The 15,881-nt window shown below is 52.9% G+C and carries 16 protein-coding genes; 13 read left to right on the top strand and 3 right to left on the bottom strand.

Going from position 1 to position 15,881, the window contains the following annotated elements; genetic code table 11:
• Positions 1-54: 54 nt before the first annotated feature.
• The 7 genes from BC440_RS07095 (at position 55) to BC440_RS07065 (ending at position 5,992) form a co-directional block, all read left to right on the top strand.
• Positions 55-624: an EndoU domain-containing protein gene (locus BC440_RS07095; protein ID WP_063092535.1), complete on the top strand. Its 570-nt coding sequence runs from the start codon at positions 55-57 to the stop codon at positions 622-624.
• Positions 625-661: 37 nt separating this feature from the next.
• Positions 662-979, top strand: coding sequence for a hypothetical protein (locus BC440_RS07090; RefSeq protein ID WP_139189985.1), 318 nt, complete (start codon positions 662-664; stop codon positions 977-979).
• Between the two features lie 62 nt (positions 980-1,041).
• Positions 1,042-2,172 carry a serine hydrolase domain-containing protein gene (locus BC440_RS07085; protein WP_223304892.1) on the top strand — a complete coding sequence of 377 codons (1,131 nt, stop codon included), beginning with the start codon at positions 1,042-1,044 and terminating at the stop codon, positions 2,170-2,172.
• 192 nt (positions 2,173-2,364) lie between these two features.
• Positions 2,365-2,772 (top strand): MarR family transcriptional regulator, encoded by a 408-nt coding sequence (locus tag BC440_RS07080; protein ID WP_223304891.1) that lies wholly within the window; start codon positions 2,365-2,367, stop codon positions 2,770-2,772.
• 15 nt (positions 2,773-2,787) lie between these two features.
• Positions 2,788-4,881 (top strand): FUSC family protein, encoded by a 2,094-nt coding sequence (locus BC440_RS07075; protein WP_063092539.1) that lies wholly within the window; start codon positions 2,788-2,790, stop codon positions 4,879-4,881.
• Complete coding sequence (locus BC440_RS07070; protein WP_063092540.1) at positions 4,878-5,081, top strand: DUF1656 domain-containing protein; 204 nt, start codon at positions 4,878-4,880, stop codon at positions 5,079-5,081. The genes BC440_RS07075 and BC440_RS07070 overlap by 4 nt, the downstream gene beginning before the upstream one ends.
• 8 nt (positions 5,082-5,089) lie before the next feature.
• Positions 5,090-5,992 (top strand): HlyD family secretion protein, encoded by a 903-nt coding sequence (locus tag BC440_RS07065; RefSeq protein ID WP_063092541.1) that lies wholly within the window; start codon positions 5,090-5,092, stop codon positions 5,990-5,992.
• A gap of 7 nt (positions 5,993-5,999) precedes the next feature.
• Here the strand turns inward: BC440_RS07065 and BC440_RS07060 are convergent, their stop codons facing one another.
• The 3 genes from BC440_RS07060 to BC440_RS07050 are packed head-to-tail and all read right to left on the bottom strand — an operon-like array spanning position 6,000 to position 9,958.
• On the bottom strand, positions 6,000-6,881 hold the full coding sequence (locus tag BC440_RS07060) for a hypothetical protein (RefSeq protein WP_063092542.1): 882 nt from the start codon (positions 6,879-6,881) through the stop codon (positions 6,000-6,002).
• Entirely contained in the window at positions 6,871-8,406 is a 1,536-nt protein-coding gene (locus tag BC440_RS07055; RefSeq protein WP_063092543.1) for a hypothetical protein, read from the bottom strand. Before BC440_RS07055 ends, BC440_RS07060 begins: the two co-directional genes overlap by 11 nt.
• Position 8,407: 1 nt before the next feature.
• Positions 8,408-9,958 (bottom strand): OmpA family protein, encoded by a 1,551-nt coding sequence (locus tag BC440_RS07050; protein ID WP_063092544.1) that lies wholly within the window; start codon positions 9,956-9,958, stop codon positions 8,408-8,410.
• Between the two features lie 220 nt (positions 9,959-10,178).
• On the opposite strand from BC440_RS07050, the gene BC440_RS07045 reads away from it, so the two are divergent.
• The 6 genes from BC440_RS07045 (at position 10,179) to BC440_RS07020 (ending at position 15,869) form a co-directional block, all read left to right on the top strand.
• The gene (locus BC440_RS07045) at positions 10,179-11,057 is read left to right on the top strand and encodes a CoA ester lyase (protein ID WP_063092545.1); all 879 of its coding nucleotides are present in this window, start codon (positions 10,179-10,181) and stop codon (positions 11,055-11,057) included.
• An 86-nt stretch (positions 11,058-11,143) separates the two neighbouring features.
• Positions 11,144-12,196, top strand: coding sequence for a MaoC family dehydratase (locus BC440_RS07040; RefSeq protein WP_063092546.1), 1,053 nt, complete (start codon positions 11,144-11,146; stop codon positions 12,194-12,196).
• A gap of 272 nt (positions 12,197-12,468) precedes the next feature.
• The gene (gene sdhC / locus BC440_RS07035; protein ID WP_007088829.1) at positions 12,469-12,849 is read left to right on the top strand and encodes a succinate dehydrogenase, cytochrome b556 subunit; all 381 of its coding nucleotides are present in this window, start codon (positions 12,469-12,471) and stop codon (positions 12,847-12,849) included.
• A 27-nt stretch (positions 12,850-12,876) separates the two neighbouring features.
• Positions 12,877-13,260: a succinate dehydrogenase, hydrophobic membrane anchor protein gene (gene sdhD, locus BC440_RS07030; protein WP_007088830.1), complete on the top strand. Its 384-nt coding sequence runs from the start codon at positions 12,877-12,879 to the stop codon at positions 13,258-13,260.
• 4 nt (positions 13,261-13,264) lie between these two features.
• Entirely contained in the window at positions 13,265-15,061 is a 1,797-nt protein-coding gene (sdhA, locus tag BC440_RS07025) for a succinate dehydrogenase flavoprotein subunit (RefSeq protein ID WP_063092547.1), read from the top strand.
• A 25-nt stretch (positions 15,062-15,086) separates the two neighbouring features.
• Entirely contained in the window at positions 15,087-15,869 is a 783-nt protein-coding gene (locus BC440_RS07020; RefSeq protein WP_063092548.1) for a succinate dehydrogenase iron-sulfur subunit, read from the top strand.
• The last annotated feature ends 12 nt before the right edge of the window (positions 15,870-15,881 follow it).

The following is a 15,881-nucleotide window of genomic DNA, read 5'->3' as shown; positions in this document are numbered from 1 at the left end:
GCAGCCCTGATGGTGGCGGCAGGAACTGCTAGGACAAGGCAAAGGAGGTCGTTTATGACGACACTTTTAAAGCTCTCCCATACTTTTGTCGCCGTGATCCTGCTGGTTTGCGGGCTGTTGATGATCAATGCCACATCCGCGATGGCTCAGGTCGCGTGCCCGGTCGGTACGATCACAAATGCGGGGCTGCCCGACATCAATGGCGATCACGTTTTCTGTGGCGAGATAAACAGCAAAGGCAAGGCTGTCGGTTTCCATTCCCGTCCCGGCGGAAGCAATCCTGCGGGTGGGGGGATAACGAATGTTGTGATCACCCAGCCAGCGAACCCGATGGGAATTTACAATATATCCTTTAAAAAGAACGGTGTTCAGAAGTCGATTTCGACAATGTTCCCCGACAGCTGTTCCCAGGATGAGGTTGTGAACTCCATCCTTTATGCGGAAGCCAATCAGGAAGCCTGTCCTGCCGGAGCACCCGGCTGGGTGGTGTGCGGGAAAAATCGACCAGATCCGGTGATGGCTACACAGGGGCCGTATTGCGAAGGTGACGACGATTCAAACCGTTTCTACATCGCGGTTGGGGTCAATGGCGGAAACATCAACACCGCGTTCCCGCTGCGTTAACCGTGAAATGTGAGGCTTGAAAATGGCAGGCGGTGAAATGATGGTACCCGATTGGCCCGGCAGGATTGTTGGCGATGAAGGGCATGATCGCATCGCTGCCTGTCTTGTTCTGGATATTCAGAATGCACCGGAATGGGCGCAAATCGTGCTTGATCGGGTGGATGCCATCATCAATGGCAGTGAAGACCATTGGGAGATGGCAATGAATGCCTATATCTTAAAAATGGATGCGGCAATTTGCGAAATTGCTCCGGCATATGAAGAGCAGGACGAAGAGATTGTCTGGGTCCCGTCTTTGGAATTTCGTGCTGCTCTGGTCGCATGGATAGAACAGATAGATCAATCAACAGGTTAACCAGCCGATAAACAATTTCATCAATGCTGGCACCAAATTTGACGTTTTGTGGGGACAAAGTCGTGACTTCAGGGTTTTGGCGGCTTTTGGTGCCGGTATTATTTCTGCTGCTTGTCGCAGTATCGGTGCCGTCGGCGGCATATGCCGAGGAAAAAAACGAGCCCGATGATCCGCTTGTCAAATTTTTGCGGCAATATGTCGAGCAGGCCGGTTTGCCGGGTGCAGTAATCGGCATTGGTTATGGTGACGGTCAGATGCGCTTTGCCGCAACCGGGTATGCAGCGGTAAATCCCGACAAGGGCATGACCCAGGACAGGCAATTCTATATCGGGTCACTGACCAAAATGATGACTGCGGTGGTTGTGTTGCAGTTGGCATCTGAAAAGCGCATCGACCTTTCCGATCCGATTGCCAAATGGCTTCCTGCGGAATTCCGCGACAAGATTGCCAATGCCAATGTTGCGACCGTTCGTGATCTTTTGCGCAATAGTTCAGGCATTCCCGATTATCTGGATGGGGAATTTTTCTTTGAGCTGGTCGGGCGCGATCCCCAGCACGGCTGGCGTAATCGCGAATTGCTGCCGCTGATTGCGGGCCGTGAAGCACATTTCAAACCCGGTACCCAATATAACCCGTCCAACAGCAACTATATCCTGCTGGGTGTCCTGATAGAACAGGTCGAAGGCGATCACATCGAAGCGGTGTTCAATCGACGGATTTTTGAGCCAGCCGAAATGCGCAATACATCCTTTGGCCGGTATCCGCGCCCCGATGATCTTGCGCGCGGCTTTGATGACGCCAATGGGGATGGCAAGCTTGAGGATGTGACCGATTTTGATGTCGGCGATCAGCTTTCAGATGGCGGGGTGATTTCAACCGCAGAAGATCTTTTGAAATTTGGCCGGGCGCTGTTTGCGGATGGTATTTTGCTGGGCGCGAACGCGCTGGAGCGGGCCACGACGGATACATTATTCGCCGGCGAAGGTTCCTATGGCTATGGCATGATGATCGGCAAAACCGATTGGGGACCTGTTTGGGGGCATGACGGGGTTTATTTCGGTTATTCTGCGGAATTTTCGTGGTTCCCCAAACAGGATGTCGCGATTGTTTTCTTGTCCAATGGGCGCGCGTTGAACGAGGTGCCACCTGTAACGGGCCTGCTGTTGTCGGGCCTGTTTGGCAAGGCGCAATAGATCAGTGCAATTTAAATAATTGAAACTAATCGATTAATTGTTCATCGCGAGCATGCGGGCGGACATTTATGCTTACAGCGCATAACTGATAGGATTATAATAGTTAGGATACTATCTAATTTCTCTGTTATGCTTTGCATCATGGAAAACAATGATATTGATACCCCTTATCTGAGTCTTGGAAGCACGTTGATGCGTGTCGCGCGTTGCTGGCGTCGCGAGATCGACAGCACATTACAATCGCAAGGCTTGTCTCAAACCATGGTAATGCCCCTGATTGTTCTCAACCGGGCAGCCGGTCCCGTACGGCAAGGTTTGATTGCAGATGAAATCGGCGTCGAAGGCCCGTCTCTTGTGCGGGTTATTGATGCGCTGGAACGCGATGGACTTATTTCGCGTGTTTGCGATCTGAGCGACCGGCGCGCCAAAATGGTTGCGCTAACGGCAGCAGGTAAAGACAAAGCCGCCGAGATCGAGATCATTCTTGCCGATATCCGCAACGAACTCACGGCCGATATCGACCCCGAAAATCTTGCGACCACTCTTGATGTCATGCAGCAATTGCTTGACAAACTGGCGCAACGCGGTGGCGACGCTTAGGGTGCGGGGGATAAGATGTTTGCAAATATTCTTGCCCTGCGTCCTAAAGGTGCTGACTGGCTGTTTTCGGCAAAAACATTTGCCGCGGCGGTTCTTGCATTGTTCATTGCGCTGGCCTTTGATCTTGATCGGCCTGTCTGGGCGATGGCAACGGTCTATATCGTTGCCCATCCTTTGTCCGGTGTTCTGGCGTCCAAGGCACTTTATCGTGTGATCGGAACGATCATTGGGGCGGTTGCGGCGATTGTAATGGTGCCCAATCTTGTGAATGCGCCGGCTTTGCTATCGCTTGCGCTCGCAATTTGGGTTGGGGGCTGCCTTTATCTTTCCCGACTGGACCGGACGCCCAAGAGCTACCTTTTCATGCTGGCGGGCTATACCGCGGCGATTGTCGGTTTTCCGTGCGTAACGGACCCCGGGATTATTTTTGATACGGCCGTTGCGCGCGTCCAGGAAATTACGCTTGGCATCATTTGTGCCACACTGGTCAGTCATATCATTTTCCCACGCCATGTCGGCCCGGTCGTCGCGGCACGGATTGATGGCTGGATGGGCGATATTGCCGACCTGGCAAAGCTAAGCTTTGATGCTGGTTCTGATCCTGAAAAATTGCATCAGGACCGGACACGCATCGCGGCAGATATTGGTGAATTGCACGGGCTTTCTGTTCATCTGGGATATGAAAAGTCCCGATTTGCTGGGCGAACCCGCCAATTGCAAGCCCTGCAAAGCGCGATAGCCGCTCTTTTGCCTGTGTTTTTCGCCGTTCATGACAGAATAACCGCGCTTGTCGATTACAGTGGGAGCATCCCCAAAGATTTGCGGGCCATTCTTGATGATGTGGCGATCCATATGGCAACCGGCCACTACGATGGTTTGTCAGCGCAGGCGCTTCATGCGCGAATTGCCGCATATGGTGCCGAGTTTTCGAATGCATCGGAATGGGATGGCCTGTTGCAGCTTAATCTTTGTAATCGTCTGCATCGGCTTTTGAATTTTTATTCCGATTGCTGCCGGTTGTGGGATGGGGTGCGTGTCGACAATGTTCCAGTCGACGTCGTGGATCGCTGGCGCGATAGCGCGCAGGAGCGGGCTTTGCATCGCGATTACGGTGTTGCGTTCCGGTCCGGCATGACGGCGGTGATTGCAACCTTGCTGGTATGCGGTTTCTGGATCATGACGGCATGGCCTACGGGTGGGACGGCGGCGATGATGGCAGCAGTCGGTGCCAGTATCATGTCGTTCCTTGATAATCCGGTTCCGGCCTTGAAGGGCTTCATCCGTTATACCGCGATGGCAATTGTTGTCGTGATTATCTACAGCCTTGCGATTCTGCCCGGCATTGATGGCTTCCCGCTTCTTGTTATGGCGTTTGCACCCTATTTCCTTTTGCTGGGGGTGTTGATGACTTCCCCGCAGACATACGGGTTTGGTCTGGCGATGCTGGTCAATGTCGTGATGATCCTGAATGTCGATACCAGTTACAGCAGCAACTTTGCCACCCTGCTCGATAGCGGTCTGGCATCGCTTGCCGGTTTTGCTGTCGCGGCACTTGTTACGGCCTTTGTACGCAGCGTGACAGTCGATGCCAGCATTCGGCGACTGGTGATGTCAAACTGGCGCGACATTAGTGCTATTGCGCGCGGGACGCTCCGTTTGCCGCGCATGGTCATGATCCGCCGTTTACTGGATCGGCAGGGTTTGATTTTGCCCAGATTGGCATTGGCACCAGACCATCGCGATACTTTGATCCGGTCAATGCCGGAGGTCTCGATTGCTGCCAGCATTTATGACCTGCATCGTTTTAAGGCGCTGGCGGATCAAAGGATCGCGACCAAACTGGATGTGGTTTTGCGAAACATGGCGCGTCATTTTGACAATCGCCGCCGAGATTTTGGCGCACTGCCCGATCCTGTGATCCTTGATGAAGTCGATAATATCCTGCGTGAGGTCGTGGCAATTTCACCCACACCGCTTCGCGCTAAATTGCTGATCCCGCTGATTGCGCTGCGCCGTGCCTTATGCCGCGCGGGCGCACCGGTGCTGGATCGCCGGGCAGATAAGGCATTCGTGTCCGATCTGCCACCCCTGATCGGAGAAACCGCATGATCAATCCGATGATCGATGTTTACGGCGTGTTTGTGCCCGCCTTTCTGATAATGGCGCTTGGCGCCTGGTTCTGCCTGAAAGTGCTGCATGTCGCCCTTGCGCGGATCGGTTTTTACAAGATAACCGCGCATCCCGCTTTAACGGATCTGGCCTTGTTCGTGCTGATCCTGACGGCACTTTCGGCTCTGTTTGTTCAATAGGTGACGATGTGAAACCGACTTTTGCCAATTCCCTTCGCGTTCTGGTGACGCTTGTTCTTGTTCTGGCGGCATCTGCTGGCGGTTATCAGCTTTATGACTACTACATGAACTCTCCTTGGACCCGGGATGGACGGGTCAGTGCCGACGTTGTGGCAATTGCGCCGGACATCGCCGGGCTGGTCAGTGAGGTAAATGTCACCGACAACCAGATTGTTCATGCCGGGGATTTGCTGTTTTCCATTGATCCAGCCCGGTATCAGGTGGCCGTTGATCAGGCACAGGCAAAACTTGAAAGTGCCATTGCCGCACGTGATCAGGCCAAGCGTGAAGTGAAACGCTACCGGGGGCTTGATAGCGACGTTGTTTCGCGTCAGAAAAAAGAACAGGTTGCAACCAATCTCGCGACCGCACAGGCAGATATGGATCTGGCCAAGGCCGATCTTGACCTTGCGGTTTTGAATCTGGCACGTACCAAGGTTGTTGCCCCGGTTGATGGCATCCTGACGAATTTCTCGTTACGTCGGGGGAACTATGTTGGTGCAGGGCAGGCGATTGCTGCCCTGGTCGATAGCCAGTCATTTTATGTGGCGGGTTATTTCGAAGAAACCAAACTGCCGCGTATCGCAATCGGCGATCATGTTGAAGTCCGTCTGATGGGGGAAGATAACGCTATCTACGGCCATGTCGTCAGCATCGCAGGCGGTATTCAGGATAGTGAACGGTCGGGCGCAGGGGGAAGCCTTGCAAATGTCAAGTCGACCTTCAGCTGGGTTCGCTTGGCGCAACGTGTGCCGGTGCGCGTATCGCTTGATAGCGTCCCTGAAAGTGTCCGGCTGGTTGCGGGGCGGAGTGCGACGGTGATGGTTCTGGGTGAAAAAGACGGTGACCACTTCTGGTCATCCGTCTTTTAGGGAAGATCTAGTTTCCAATTCCGCTCAGCAATGACGGGGTGCCAAACTGCTTGAGTTCAGCATTGGAATGCTCAAAGTAGCTTGCCCAGAAATGCTCCAGCGCTTTCAATTCCAAGGATGATCTGTAATTGCCATTGTCAAGATAGCCTCCGCCAATGACATATACTTTGGCGTTGCTCATATCTTCAAATGCCAGCTTTTCGCCCAGTTTTTTGATTTCCTGATCGATGGGCAGGTTTTCGAGCTTGCCGTTGCCATACAGGGACATGAGGTCCGAGTTTTCCATCATGTCTGAAACGATCAGTACATATTTTTCAGGTGTTTCCGACTTGGCGATAATGTCCTTTGCAACAACCGCAAGGTTGGAAACAATTTCTGTTTTGGGGAGCTCTGTTGTTGCTTGGGAAAATGCGTGGATTAAGGCGCGTCCTGTATATTGACGCACTTGGGTGTCCTGAGCCTGATAGCACTGATCGAGTTGGTGCAGGACTTTCTTGGAGACGGAGTAGCGAATCTCATCGCCTAAGCGGTTATCTATAATGCCTTTGAGAATGACCTCAGTATAGAAACCAGCAGCATTTGCAGAAAATCCGATAATCTGTATGACATCCCCTGGGCGCAAAAACTCGATAATTTTTCGATATGTTTCTTCTTGGAGTTTTTTGGGAAGAGTCATTGTCTGGTCGACAAGTACATATAAGTCGCGTGACGCAGACGGGGGATCAATATCCCCCAGCGTGACCAATTGATAGCAACTGCCGATTTTTGCGGTTGTGGCATTTGCCGTCTTTTGGTCAAACCAAAAAATCAACGCTCCAGCTAGTATTGCGACGGCAAAAAGTGGCCCGAAGTTCTGTATAGTTCTCGGAGCTAAACGTTTAAGATCCAAGTCCGAGCTCCTTACGCATGCGTTCACGCATTTCGTCTTCGGTTTCGACATGCTTTTCTTTTGCCTCTTTTTCGGCAAGCAATTCCCTGCGAATGCGTGCTTCCATTTCTTCCGGACTCTCCGCTGCTGTCTTGCCCTGGTTTACAGGTTCTGGCGCGGTGGTCGTTTTGATGCTTTCCGATGGTTGCAGTTTGCTTTCCACAGTACGCGAAAGTTTTCGAGCTTCGCTGTTTTGGCGGGATTGCTCTGCCTTGATTTCCGTTTGTTCGTAATGCTCGATAAAGGTGCGGTCAGCTGAGTGTTGTATAACTTCTCTATGCGTTTTATCTACACCATTGGAAGTTGCGTTCTCGGTCAGTCGTGCCTGCAAGTTTGAAAGGTGTTTTTGCGCGACCCGCGCAATTGCATCACGTTTGCGTTCGTACCAGGCTTCGTAAGATGTTCTGCTTGGGAAATTGCGAATGATGCGCCGTGCGGTCGAGCTTTCTTTACCTGCAAATCCGGTTTTATAACCGATGCCAATACCCATGATTTGAATAAGGATAAAGAGGGTCGCCAAAATGGCATAGGTCGTCAAGTTGGCAGCGTCACGCGCACCCTCTTGCTCATTGTGCGCTTGATTATTGGCTTCTGTCTGCGGCTCGGTCAAAACATCAGGAAGCCCTTCAGACGCTAGGCCTTCAAGCGAGAAAAGGGAATTGTTTGGCGAGGTGTTCGCGCCAATGGTTTCCGCAGTTTTTTCCTGTTGATAGGTCTCATAGCGCACATATGTCGCTCCAATTGCGACACCGATAATGGCGATCGCGGCGATGATGGTCCACATCGGAGCGCCGGGCGTAACATGTGCATTAGTGTCAACGCGATGCAGAATTTGCATATAGGCGGGATCGTTATCATCCACCTGATCGTTCTCAAGTGTGACCTTGTTTGTGCGACCCAGAAGATTAGGGCGGTCTTCCGCATTGTCATGGATCCACCAGGTCCGAATTTTCTTGATCAGGCCTCGCTTGTGAAGTTCCTGACCTGATTGGTGGGTAAGAAACACCAACACGCAGGAAATGAGAAAGGCGATAAAGAAAGATCCCTGAACCTGTAACTGTTCACTCGCTCCGGGCAGCGTGTATCCGGCAAGCACATACGCAAAACCGAGGGCTTCGACAAATACCATTGCGATCAGGAGAACACGCATGAGGATGCCCAGTTCGTTCCTGCCCAGTTCTTGTACTTTCCCCAGATAGCTTTTGGAGCGGTCATACATTTCGGGATCTGCGGCAATTCGCCGGATGTCACCAGCAAAGTCATCACAAAGAGTACGTTCGGATGCAAACCAGCCATCTCTGCGTACCGAGATGTCTTTTGATAAGCGACGCGTCTTACCGATCAGGGGTAAGCTGTAGAGAGCGCTCTTGAAAAACAGTTTTACTTCATCCCACCAAGCAATGACAAGAATGACAAAGATTGCGGTAAGGACAGCTGCGCCAATGATGGCACGATATAACAGCAAGAATGCGTAAAGTTCATCCATTTTATTGTTCCGTGCTTTTGGCGATTTTCAAGTGCATCTCGTTTGCAAAGACTTTGCTATCTTTGTCGTAATATATCCGAGCTTGCGCGAGGCCTTGTTGAGCCACATTTCGCGGGAAGAAGGTATCGATACATCTGACCGGCCATGCACCTTCGTCAAAGAATACGCGATAGACCACGCCGTTCGCGCCGATATAGGACCTTGCAGAGCCCTCGGCGCTAAGGGTCGGTGCTTGGTCCCCTTTCTTGTAATTTTCAAAGACAAAGAGACCGGGCGCTTTCTCGACAAGGCCGCTATCTTCCAAGACAGCCACCTTGGTCAGGCCAATAAGATGCCCGTTAACAGTGTCATGCCATGAGGTCGAGTAAAGTCCGGGAATATAATCCGATGTGCGATGAACCGGCATGTCTCCGTCCAGAGACATGATGCTTCCAACTGGTCTATAACTGTCATTAATGCAATTCGTTCCAAGCATCATGTCGGTCTCGTTGGAGGCTTTTGCTTCAGAGACCGGCCACAAAGTAGAAAAAAGAGATTTTTCTACTTGGCTTTTCTCCACATTAGCAGCCAAGTTCTGATCGAACTCATCAATGGGCAGGCCGCCGAAATCGATTGAGCTGCCAGATTTCAAGGAGGCGACTGTTGGTATCGTTTTGGAGGGGAGTTCGGGTTTGTTTTCCGTCGCTGGTTTGGACGTTTGAGGAGGCCGGGGAATATAAGGTGACTCTTGCGATTTCACAACGCGAGAGGGAAGAGTTGGATCACTTTCAACAAAATTATCATAGGCGATGATGCCCTCTTCCGTTCCAAGTTCGACGACCTCAACCCGGCGGTTTGCAGCGCGCCCTTCTGCGGTGAGGTTGGTTGCGATCGGGCGATCTGCGCCGGCACCCTTGTAATACAGATCAGCCAGGCCGACCCCGGAGCTTTCAAAGATTTTGGCAACTTCGCGTGCGCGTTTTTCCGAAAGGGTCCGATTCAGCTGTTCGGGGCCGGACGAGTCCGTGTGCCCAATAATCAAAACCTTTCGGTTCTTGCCTGCATAGGTCTTTGCCAATTTTTGCAGATCAGCAGCGGCAGACTTTGTTGGTACAGATGAGCCGCTGGCAAACATCATTGCATTAGAAACAGTAACGATGATGCCTTGTTCGCCTTCTTTTGGTGACGATGCGTCCGGGTTAACCCAGCTGCTTGGTGCAGGTGCGTTAACTGCCTGAACATTGAGATCACTTTCTTTCATTTGCTTTTTAACAGCCGCAAGTTCTTTGCATCTGTTCTGAAGGTACGATTGCACTCCTTTGCCAATGAGTCCGCCAGCGGCTCCCCCGGCTACTGTTGCGACCCCTCTGTTGTCACCACCCGCAAGCAGACCGATACCGATGCCCAGCAATGCTCCGCCGATTACATAGGCTGCTTCGTTATATTCACATTCGCCATTTGCCCCGGGCGTAATGCTCAGAAAGTTGCCGTTACCGCCGTTGGTAACGCAACCACTTAAAAGGCTGGTGGCGCATAAAGCGACTACCAACGCCTTAGCAGGTTGCGATTTCATTCTGACCCCTGGATTCAATTATTGTGCGTAGTAGTCCCCTCTAATGCTATTATCTTTATCATCGCAAGATCAGCAAGTACTGATTGTTAAATAATAAGCCGCAGCCCGTTCCCGATATCGCACTGCAAAAAGTGACTTGAAGCGTATTTTGAGTTTGGGTAATTTTCACAAAGATTATTATTAAGTATTGTACAAAAATTACGCTTTGTGGAGGTGTCCCGTGGCTGCAACTGCCCGTCCGCGTCGTTCCGTTTTATATATGCCAGGCTCCAACGCCCGGGCACTGGAAAAGGGGCGCAGTCTGCCTGCTGATGGCCTGATCCTTGATCTTGAGGATGCGGTGGCACCCGACGCTAAGGATGTTGCCCGCGATCAGATCGTTGCCGCGCTGGCAGAAGGTGGTTATGGCAAACGTGAAATCCAGATCAGGACCAACGGATTAAACACCCCGTGGGGATATGCCGATATCGTGGCTGCGGCCAAAACATCGGCCGACGCGATTTTGCTGCCAAAGGTGGAAAGTGCCGATACGGTCCGACAGGTTGCGACCATCATGGAAGCGCAGGGTGCGCATGCGGATATGCGTATCTGGTGCATGATGGAAACGCCGCTTGCGATGCTTGATGCCAGGGAAATCGCAGGGGCTCATCCGCGTCTTGGCGGTTTTGTGATGGGGACATCTGATCTGGCGAAGGATCTGAACTGTGCTCATACGCCTGATCGTTTGCCAATGATGACAAGTCTTGGCCTTTGCCTGCTGGCGGCCCGTGCCTATGGCCTTGCGATCCTTGACGGCGTTCATCTTGATCTTTCGGACGATGATGGCTTCGCCGCATCCTGTAAGCAGGGGCGCGAAATGGGATTTGATGGCAAAACGCTGATCCATCCCAAAACCATTGCGGCTGCTAATACCGCATTCGCCCCAGCCGAAAGCGAGATTGCCTGGGCACGCAAAATCATTGCCGCCCATCAGGAAGCGGCACAAGAGGGCAAAGGTGTTGTCGTGGTCGATGGCAAACTGATCGAGAATTTGCATGTGGTTTCGGCCAAGCGTCTGGTCGCAATGGCCGATCAGATTGCGGAAATGGACGCGGCTTAAGCCCGGTCGCATAGCCGGATAAAAAGCGCGAAAAGAACCGGCATGCCATCCCGTCAGACCAAGCGCCATAAATGCAGGGAGGCACCATGGCATCGAAAACAAATCCCGGAAATTATTTTGAGGATTTCCGCATCGGTCAGGAAATGCGCCACGCAACACCGCGCACGATCACGACCGGTGATGTCGCACTTTATACCGGCCTTTATGGTTCCCGTTTTGCGGTGCAGTCATCTGATGAATTTGCCCGGCGGATCGGGTTTGATCGCGCGCCTGTGGATGATTTTCTGGCGTTTCATATGGTTTTTGGCAAAACCGTGCCAGATGTGTCGTTAAATGCGGTTGCCAATCTTGGTTATGCCGGTGGGGTGTTTGGCGCGCCGGTCTATCCTGGCGATACGGTCAGTACGGTATCGACCGTGATCGGGCTTAAGGAAAACTCGAACGGCAAGAGCGGTGTGGTTTACGTCAATTCCATCGGTCGTAATCAGCGCGGCGAGATGGTGCTGGATTACAATCGCTGGGTCATGGTGCGCAAACATGATGAAAGTGCCGGGGCACCTGAAACAGTTCTTCCTGAATTGCCAGGCGTTGTTGCGCCAGAGGCATTGCAGATACCCAAAAGCCTTGATCTGTCGGCCTATGATTTTGAGCTGGCCGGGGCATCCCATCGTTGGGGTGAATATGCGATTGGCGAAAAAATCGATCATATCGATGGCATGACCATCGAAGAAGCCGAACACCAGATCGCAACCCGTCTTTACCAGAACACGGCCAAGGTTCACTTTGATCAGGTTGCGGCAGGTGCCGGGCGGTTTGGCAAGCGGCTGATTTATGGTGGGCACATCATTTCACTGGCACGTGCATTGTCCTTTAACGGGCTTGGCAACGGTTTTCGTATTGCTGCGATTAATGCCGGTGCGCATGCTAATCCGGCTTTTGCCGGCGATACGGTGTTTGCTTGGTCGGAGGTGCTGGACAAGTTTGAAATTCCGGGGCGGCGAGACATCGGTGCGCTTCGTTTGCGTCTTGTTGCGGTGCGCGATCGGCAGGCATCTGACTTCCCGTTACGTGACGCAGAAGGAAAATATGACTCCGGCGTTCTTCTGGACTTTGATTATACCGTTTTAATTCCCAGATAATCTGGCAGGTGCAGTCTTGCGTATTAAGGTCTAATTGTGCGATTGCTAAATGCACGTTACGCCGTTTTCTGCATTAAGGGGGAACCCTTGGCCCTTCCCGCGGGTCGTAGACGGCACAAGAGAGGTCAACTACGTAGTTTAACCGAGGCGAAAACGGAATTTGATCGCGGATTTCTTTGGATTTCAAAGGTGTCTAGATTGACTCAAACCCGTTGCATGGGTAAATAAACCCTGCTTTCCCGCCAGCTACTTTGAGAAGAGGCAAATCCGCTATGAGCAAAGCCAATCGGCCGCTGTCTCCGCACTTGCAGGTGTACCGGCTTCCGATGGCAGCCAAGATGTCCATTTCGTTCCGTGCGATGGGTGTCGGTCTTGCCATTGGTTTCGTATTTCTGGCGTCCTGGCTGATTGGTGCCGGCGCTGGTCGTGATGCATTTGACGGCTATCACGCATTTTTCACCTCGTGGTTTGGTCTGCTGCTGCTGTTCGGTTGGACGGCGGCATTTTATTACCATGCTTGCAACGGTGTCCGGCACCTTGTCTGGGATACCGGTCGCGGCCTGACGAATGAGGGCGCCAGAAAAGGCAACCCGATCGTCTTTGGCGCGGCAATCGTGCTGACCATTCTTACCTGGATTATCGGTCTGGCCTAAGGCCGGGCAAGAGGGGACAAACCTGTCATGAAAATGCAATCCGATCTGGGCCGTGTTCGCGGCCTCGGTTCTGCTAAAAGTGGCTCGTCGCACTGGTGGACCCAGCGCGTTACCGCTGTCGCAAACCTTCCGCTCGGCATCTGGTTCATCATATCGATCCTGTCTGGCCATACGGCCGACTATGATGCAGTCCGTGATTGGCTGAGCTCGTATTTCCATTCGACCATGATGATCCTGATGATCATCAGTGTTTCTGTGCACTTCACGCACGGCCTTCAGGTCGTGATCGAGGATTATGTGCACAACCGTAAAGCAGAAATCGTATCGCTGTTCCTGATCAAGGCTGTGGCCGCATTCCTGTCGGTTGCTGCCATCGTGTCGGTCATGCGTATCGTTTTTGCCGGAGCCTGAACCAATGAGCGAATCATATAAAATTATCGACCATAACTACGACGTCGTTGTTATGGGCGCAGGCGGCGCCGGTCTTCGTGCGACGCTTGGTACGGTCGAAGCCGGACTGAAAACCGCCTGTATCACCAAGGTCTTCCCGACCCGCTCGCACACCGTTGCGGCGCAGGGCGGCATTGGTGCATCACTTGGCAACATGTCCGAAGATCACTGGCAGTGGCATATGTATGACACCGTCAAGGGCTCCGACTGGCTCGGTGACCAGGACGCGATCGAATATATGTGCCGTAACGCTGTTCCGGCTGTTCATGAACTTGAACATTACGGCATGCCGTTCTCGCGGACCGAAGATGGTAAAATCTATCAGCGTCCGTTCGGTGGTCATACCCGTGACCACGGTAAAGCGCCGGTCGAACGTGCCTGTGCCGCGGCTGACCGTACCGGTCATGCCATGCTGCACACCCTGTATCAGCAGTGCCTGAAACACAAAGCCGAATTCTTTGTCGAATATATCGCCCTTGATCTGATCATGGGTGACGACGGGTCGTGCAAAGGTCTGGTCGCCTGGGATCTTGATACCGGTGAAATCCATCGTTTCAACGCCAAGATGACCATTCTGGCGTCGGGCGGTTATGGTCGCGCATTCTTTAGCTGCACCTCGGCCCATACCTGCACCGGTGACGGTCATGGCATGGTCGCACGTGCAGGCCTTGGTCTTCAGGACATGGAATTCGTTCAGTTCCACCCGACCGGCATTTACGGTTCTGGCTGCCTGATCACCGAAGGTGCGCGTGGCGAGGGCGGTTATCTGACCAACTCCGAAGGCGAACGTTTCATGGAACGTTACGCACCGACCGTTAAGGACCTTGCGTCACGTGACGTCGTTTCGCGCGGTATGGCACAGGAAATCCGTGATGGTCGCGGTGTTGGCGAACACGGTGAATACATCCACCTGCACCTTGAACATCTTGGTTCGGAAGTGCTGTGGGAACGTCTGCCGGGTATTACCGAAACCGCAAAAATCTTTGCCGGTGTTGATGCGACCAAGGAACCGATCCCGGTCCTGCCGACGGTTCATTACAACATGGGCGGCATTCCGACCAACTATAAGGGCGAAGTCCTGCGTCCGACCGCGGATAACCCGAACGCAATCGTTCCGGGTCTGATGGCGGCCGGCGAAGCGGCCTGCGTGTCGGTCCACGGTGCAAACCGTCTTGGCACCAACTCGTTGCTCGACCTTGTTGTTTTTGGTCGTGCATGTGGCTTGCACGCCGCCGAAGTCGTCGATGCCAAGGCATCCTACAAGGAACTCAAAACCACCGATGGCGACGAGGCTATTGCACGTTTCGACCGTCTGCGTTGGGCAAAGGGTTCTCGTCCGACCGCCGAAATCCGTCTGGAAATGCAGCGCGTCATGCAGGGCAATTGCGGCGTGTTCCGTACTGCCGAGATTCTCAAGGAAGGTGTCGAAAAGCTTTCCGCGACCGCAGCAACGCTTCCTGATGTTGCCGTGTCGGATCGTTCGCTGATCTGGAACTCCGATCTCGTCGAAACGATGGAACTCGAAAACCTCATGGTCTGCGCTGCTGCAACCATGAATTCCGCCGAGGCCCGTCACGAATCACGCGGGGCACATGCCCACGAGGATTATCCGAAGCGTGATGACGAAGTCTGGATGAAGCACACGATTGCGACTGTCGATTGGGACAAAGGGTATGGCGTTGATCTGACCTATCGTCCGGTCAATAACTTCACCCTTACAGATGAAGTGTCGTATATCGAGCCGAAAGAGCGCGTCTATTAAGGCGCGGCAAGAGAGGATTTGAGAGATGGTAGAATTCAATCTTCCCGCCAATTCGGTCGTTAAAGAGGGCAAGTCGTTCTCTGCACCGGCTGACGCGACAAACACCCGCAGCTTCAAGATCTATCGTTATGATCCTGACAGTGGCGATAACCCGCGTACCGATACTTACGACATTGACCTTGATAAGTGCGGTCCGATGGTTCTTGATGCGCTGATCAAGATCAAGAACGAGATCGACGCGACCCTGACATTCCGTCGTTCTTGTCGCGAAGGCATTTGCGGTTCGTGCGCGATGAATATCGACGGTCGCAACACGCTTGCGTGTCTGAAACCGATCGAGGACATCAAGGGCGAGGTCAAAATCTATCCGCTGCCGCATATGCCGGTGGTCAAGGATCTGGTGCCGGATCTGTCGCAGCCTTATGCACAGCTCGCCTCGATCGAGCCGTGGCTGAAGGCCGATAGCCCGACTCCGCCCGATGGCGAGCGTCTGCAGTCGCGTGAAGAACGCGCGAAGCTTGACGGTCTGTGGGAATGCATCCTGTGCTTCTCCTGCTCGACCGCGTGCCCGTCTTACTGGTGGAACTCCGACCGTTATCTCGGCCCGGCTGTTCTGTTGCAGGCTTATCGTTGGCTGGCTGACTCGCGTGATGAATATACCGGTGAACGTCTCGACGCGCTCGAAGATCCGTTCCGCCTGTATCGTTGCCACACGATCATGAACTGCACCAATACCTGCCCGAAAGGCCTGAACCCGGCATTGGCGATCACCGAAATCAAAAAGATGATCGCAGAACGCCGCGCCTGATCGGCTTAGACC

Origin of the sequence: Thalassospira sp. MIT1004 (assembly GCF_001858545.1) — a bacterium.
GTDB lineage: Bacteria > Pseudomonadota > Alphaproteobacteria > Rhodospirillales > Thalassospiraceae > Thalassospira > Thalassospira xiamenensis.
This window is presented reverse-complemented; position numbering and strand designations above follow the sequence as displayed.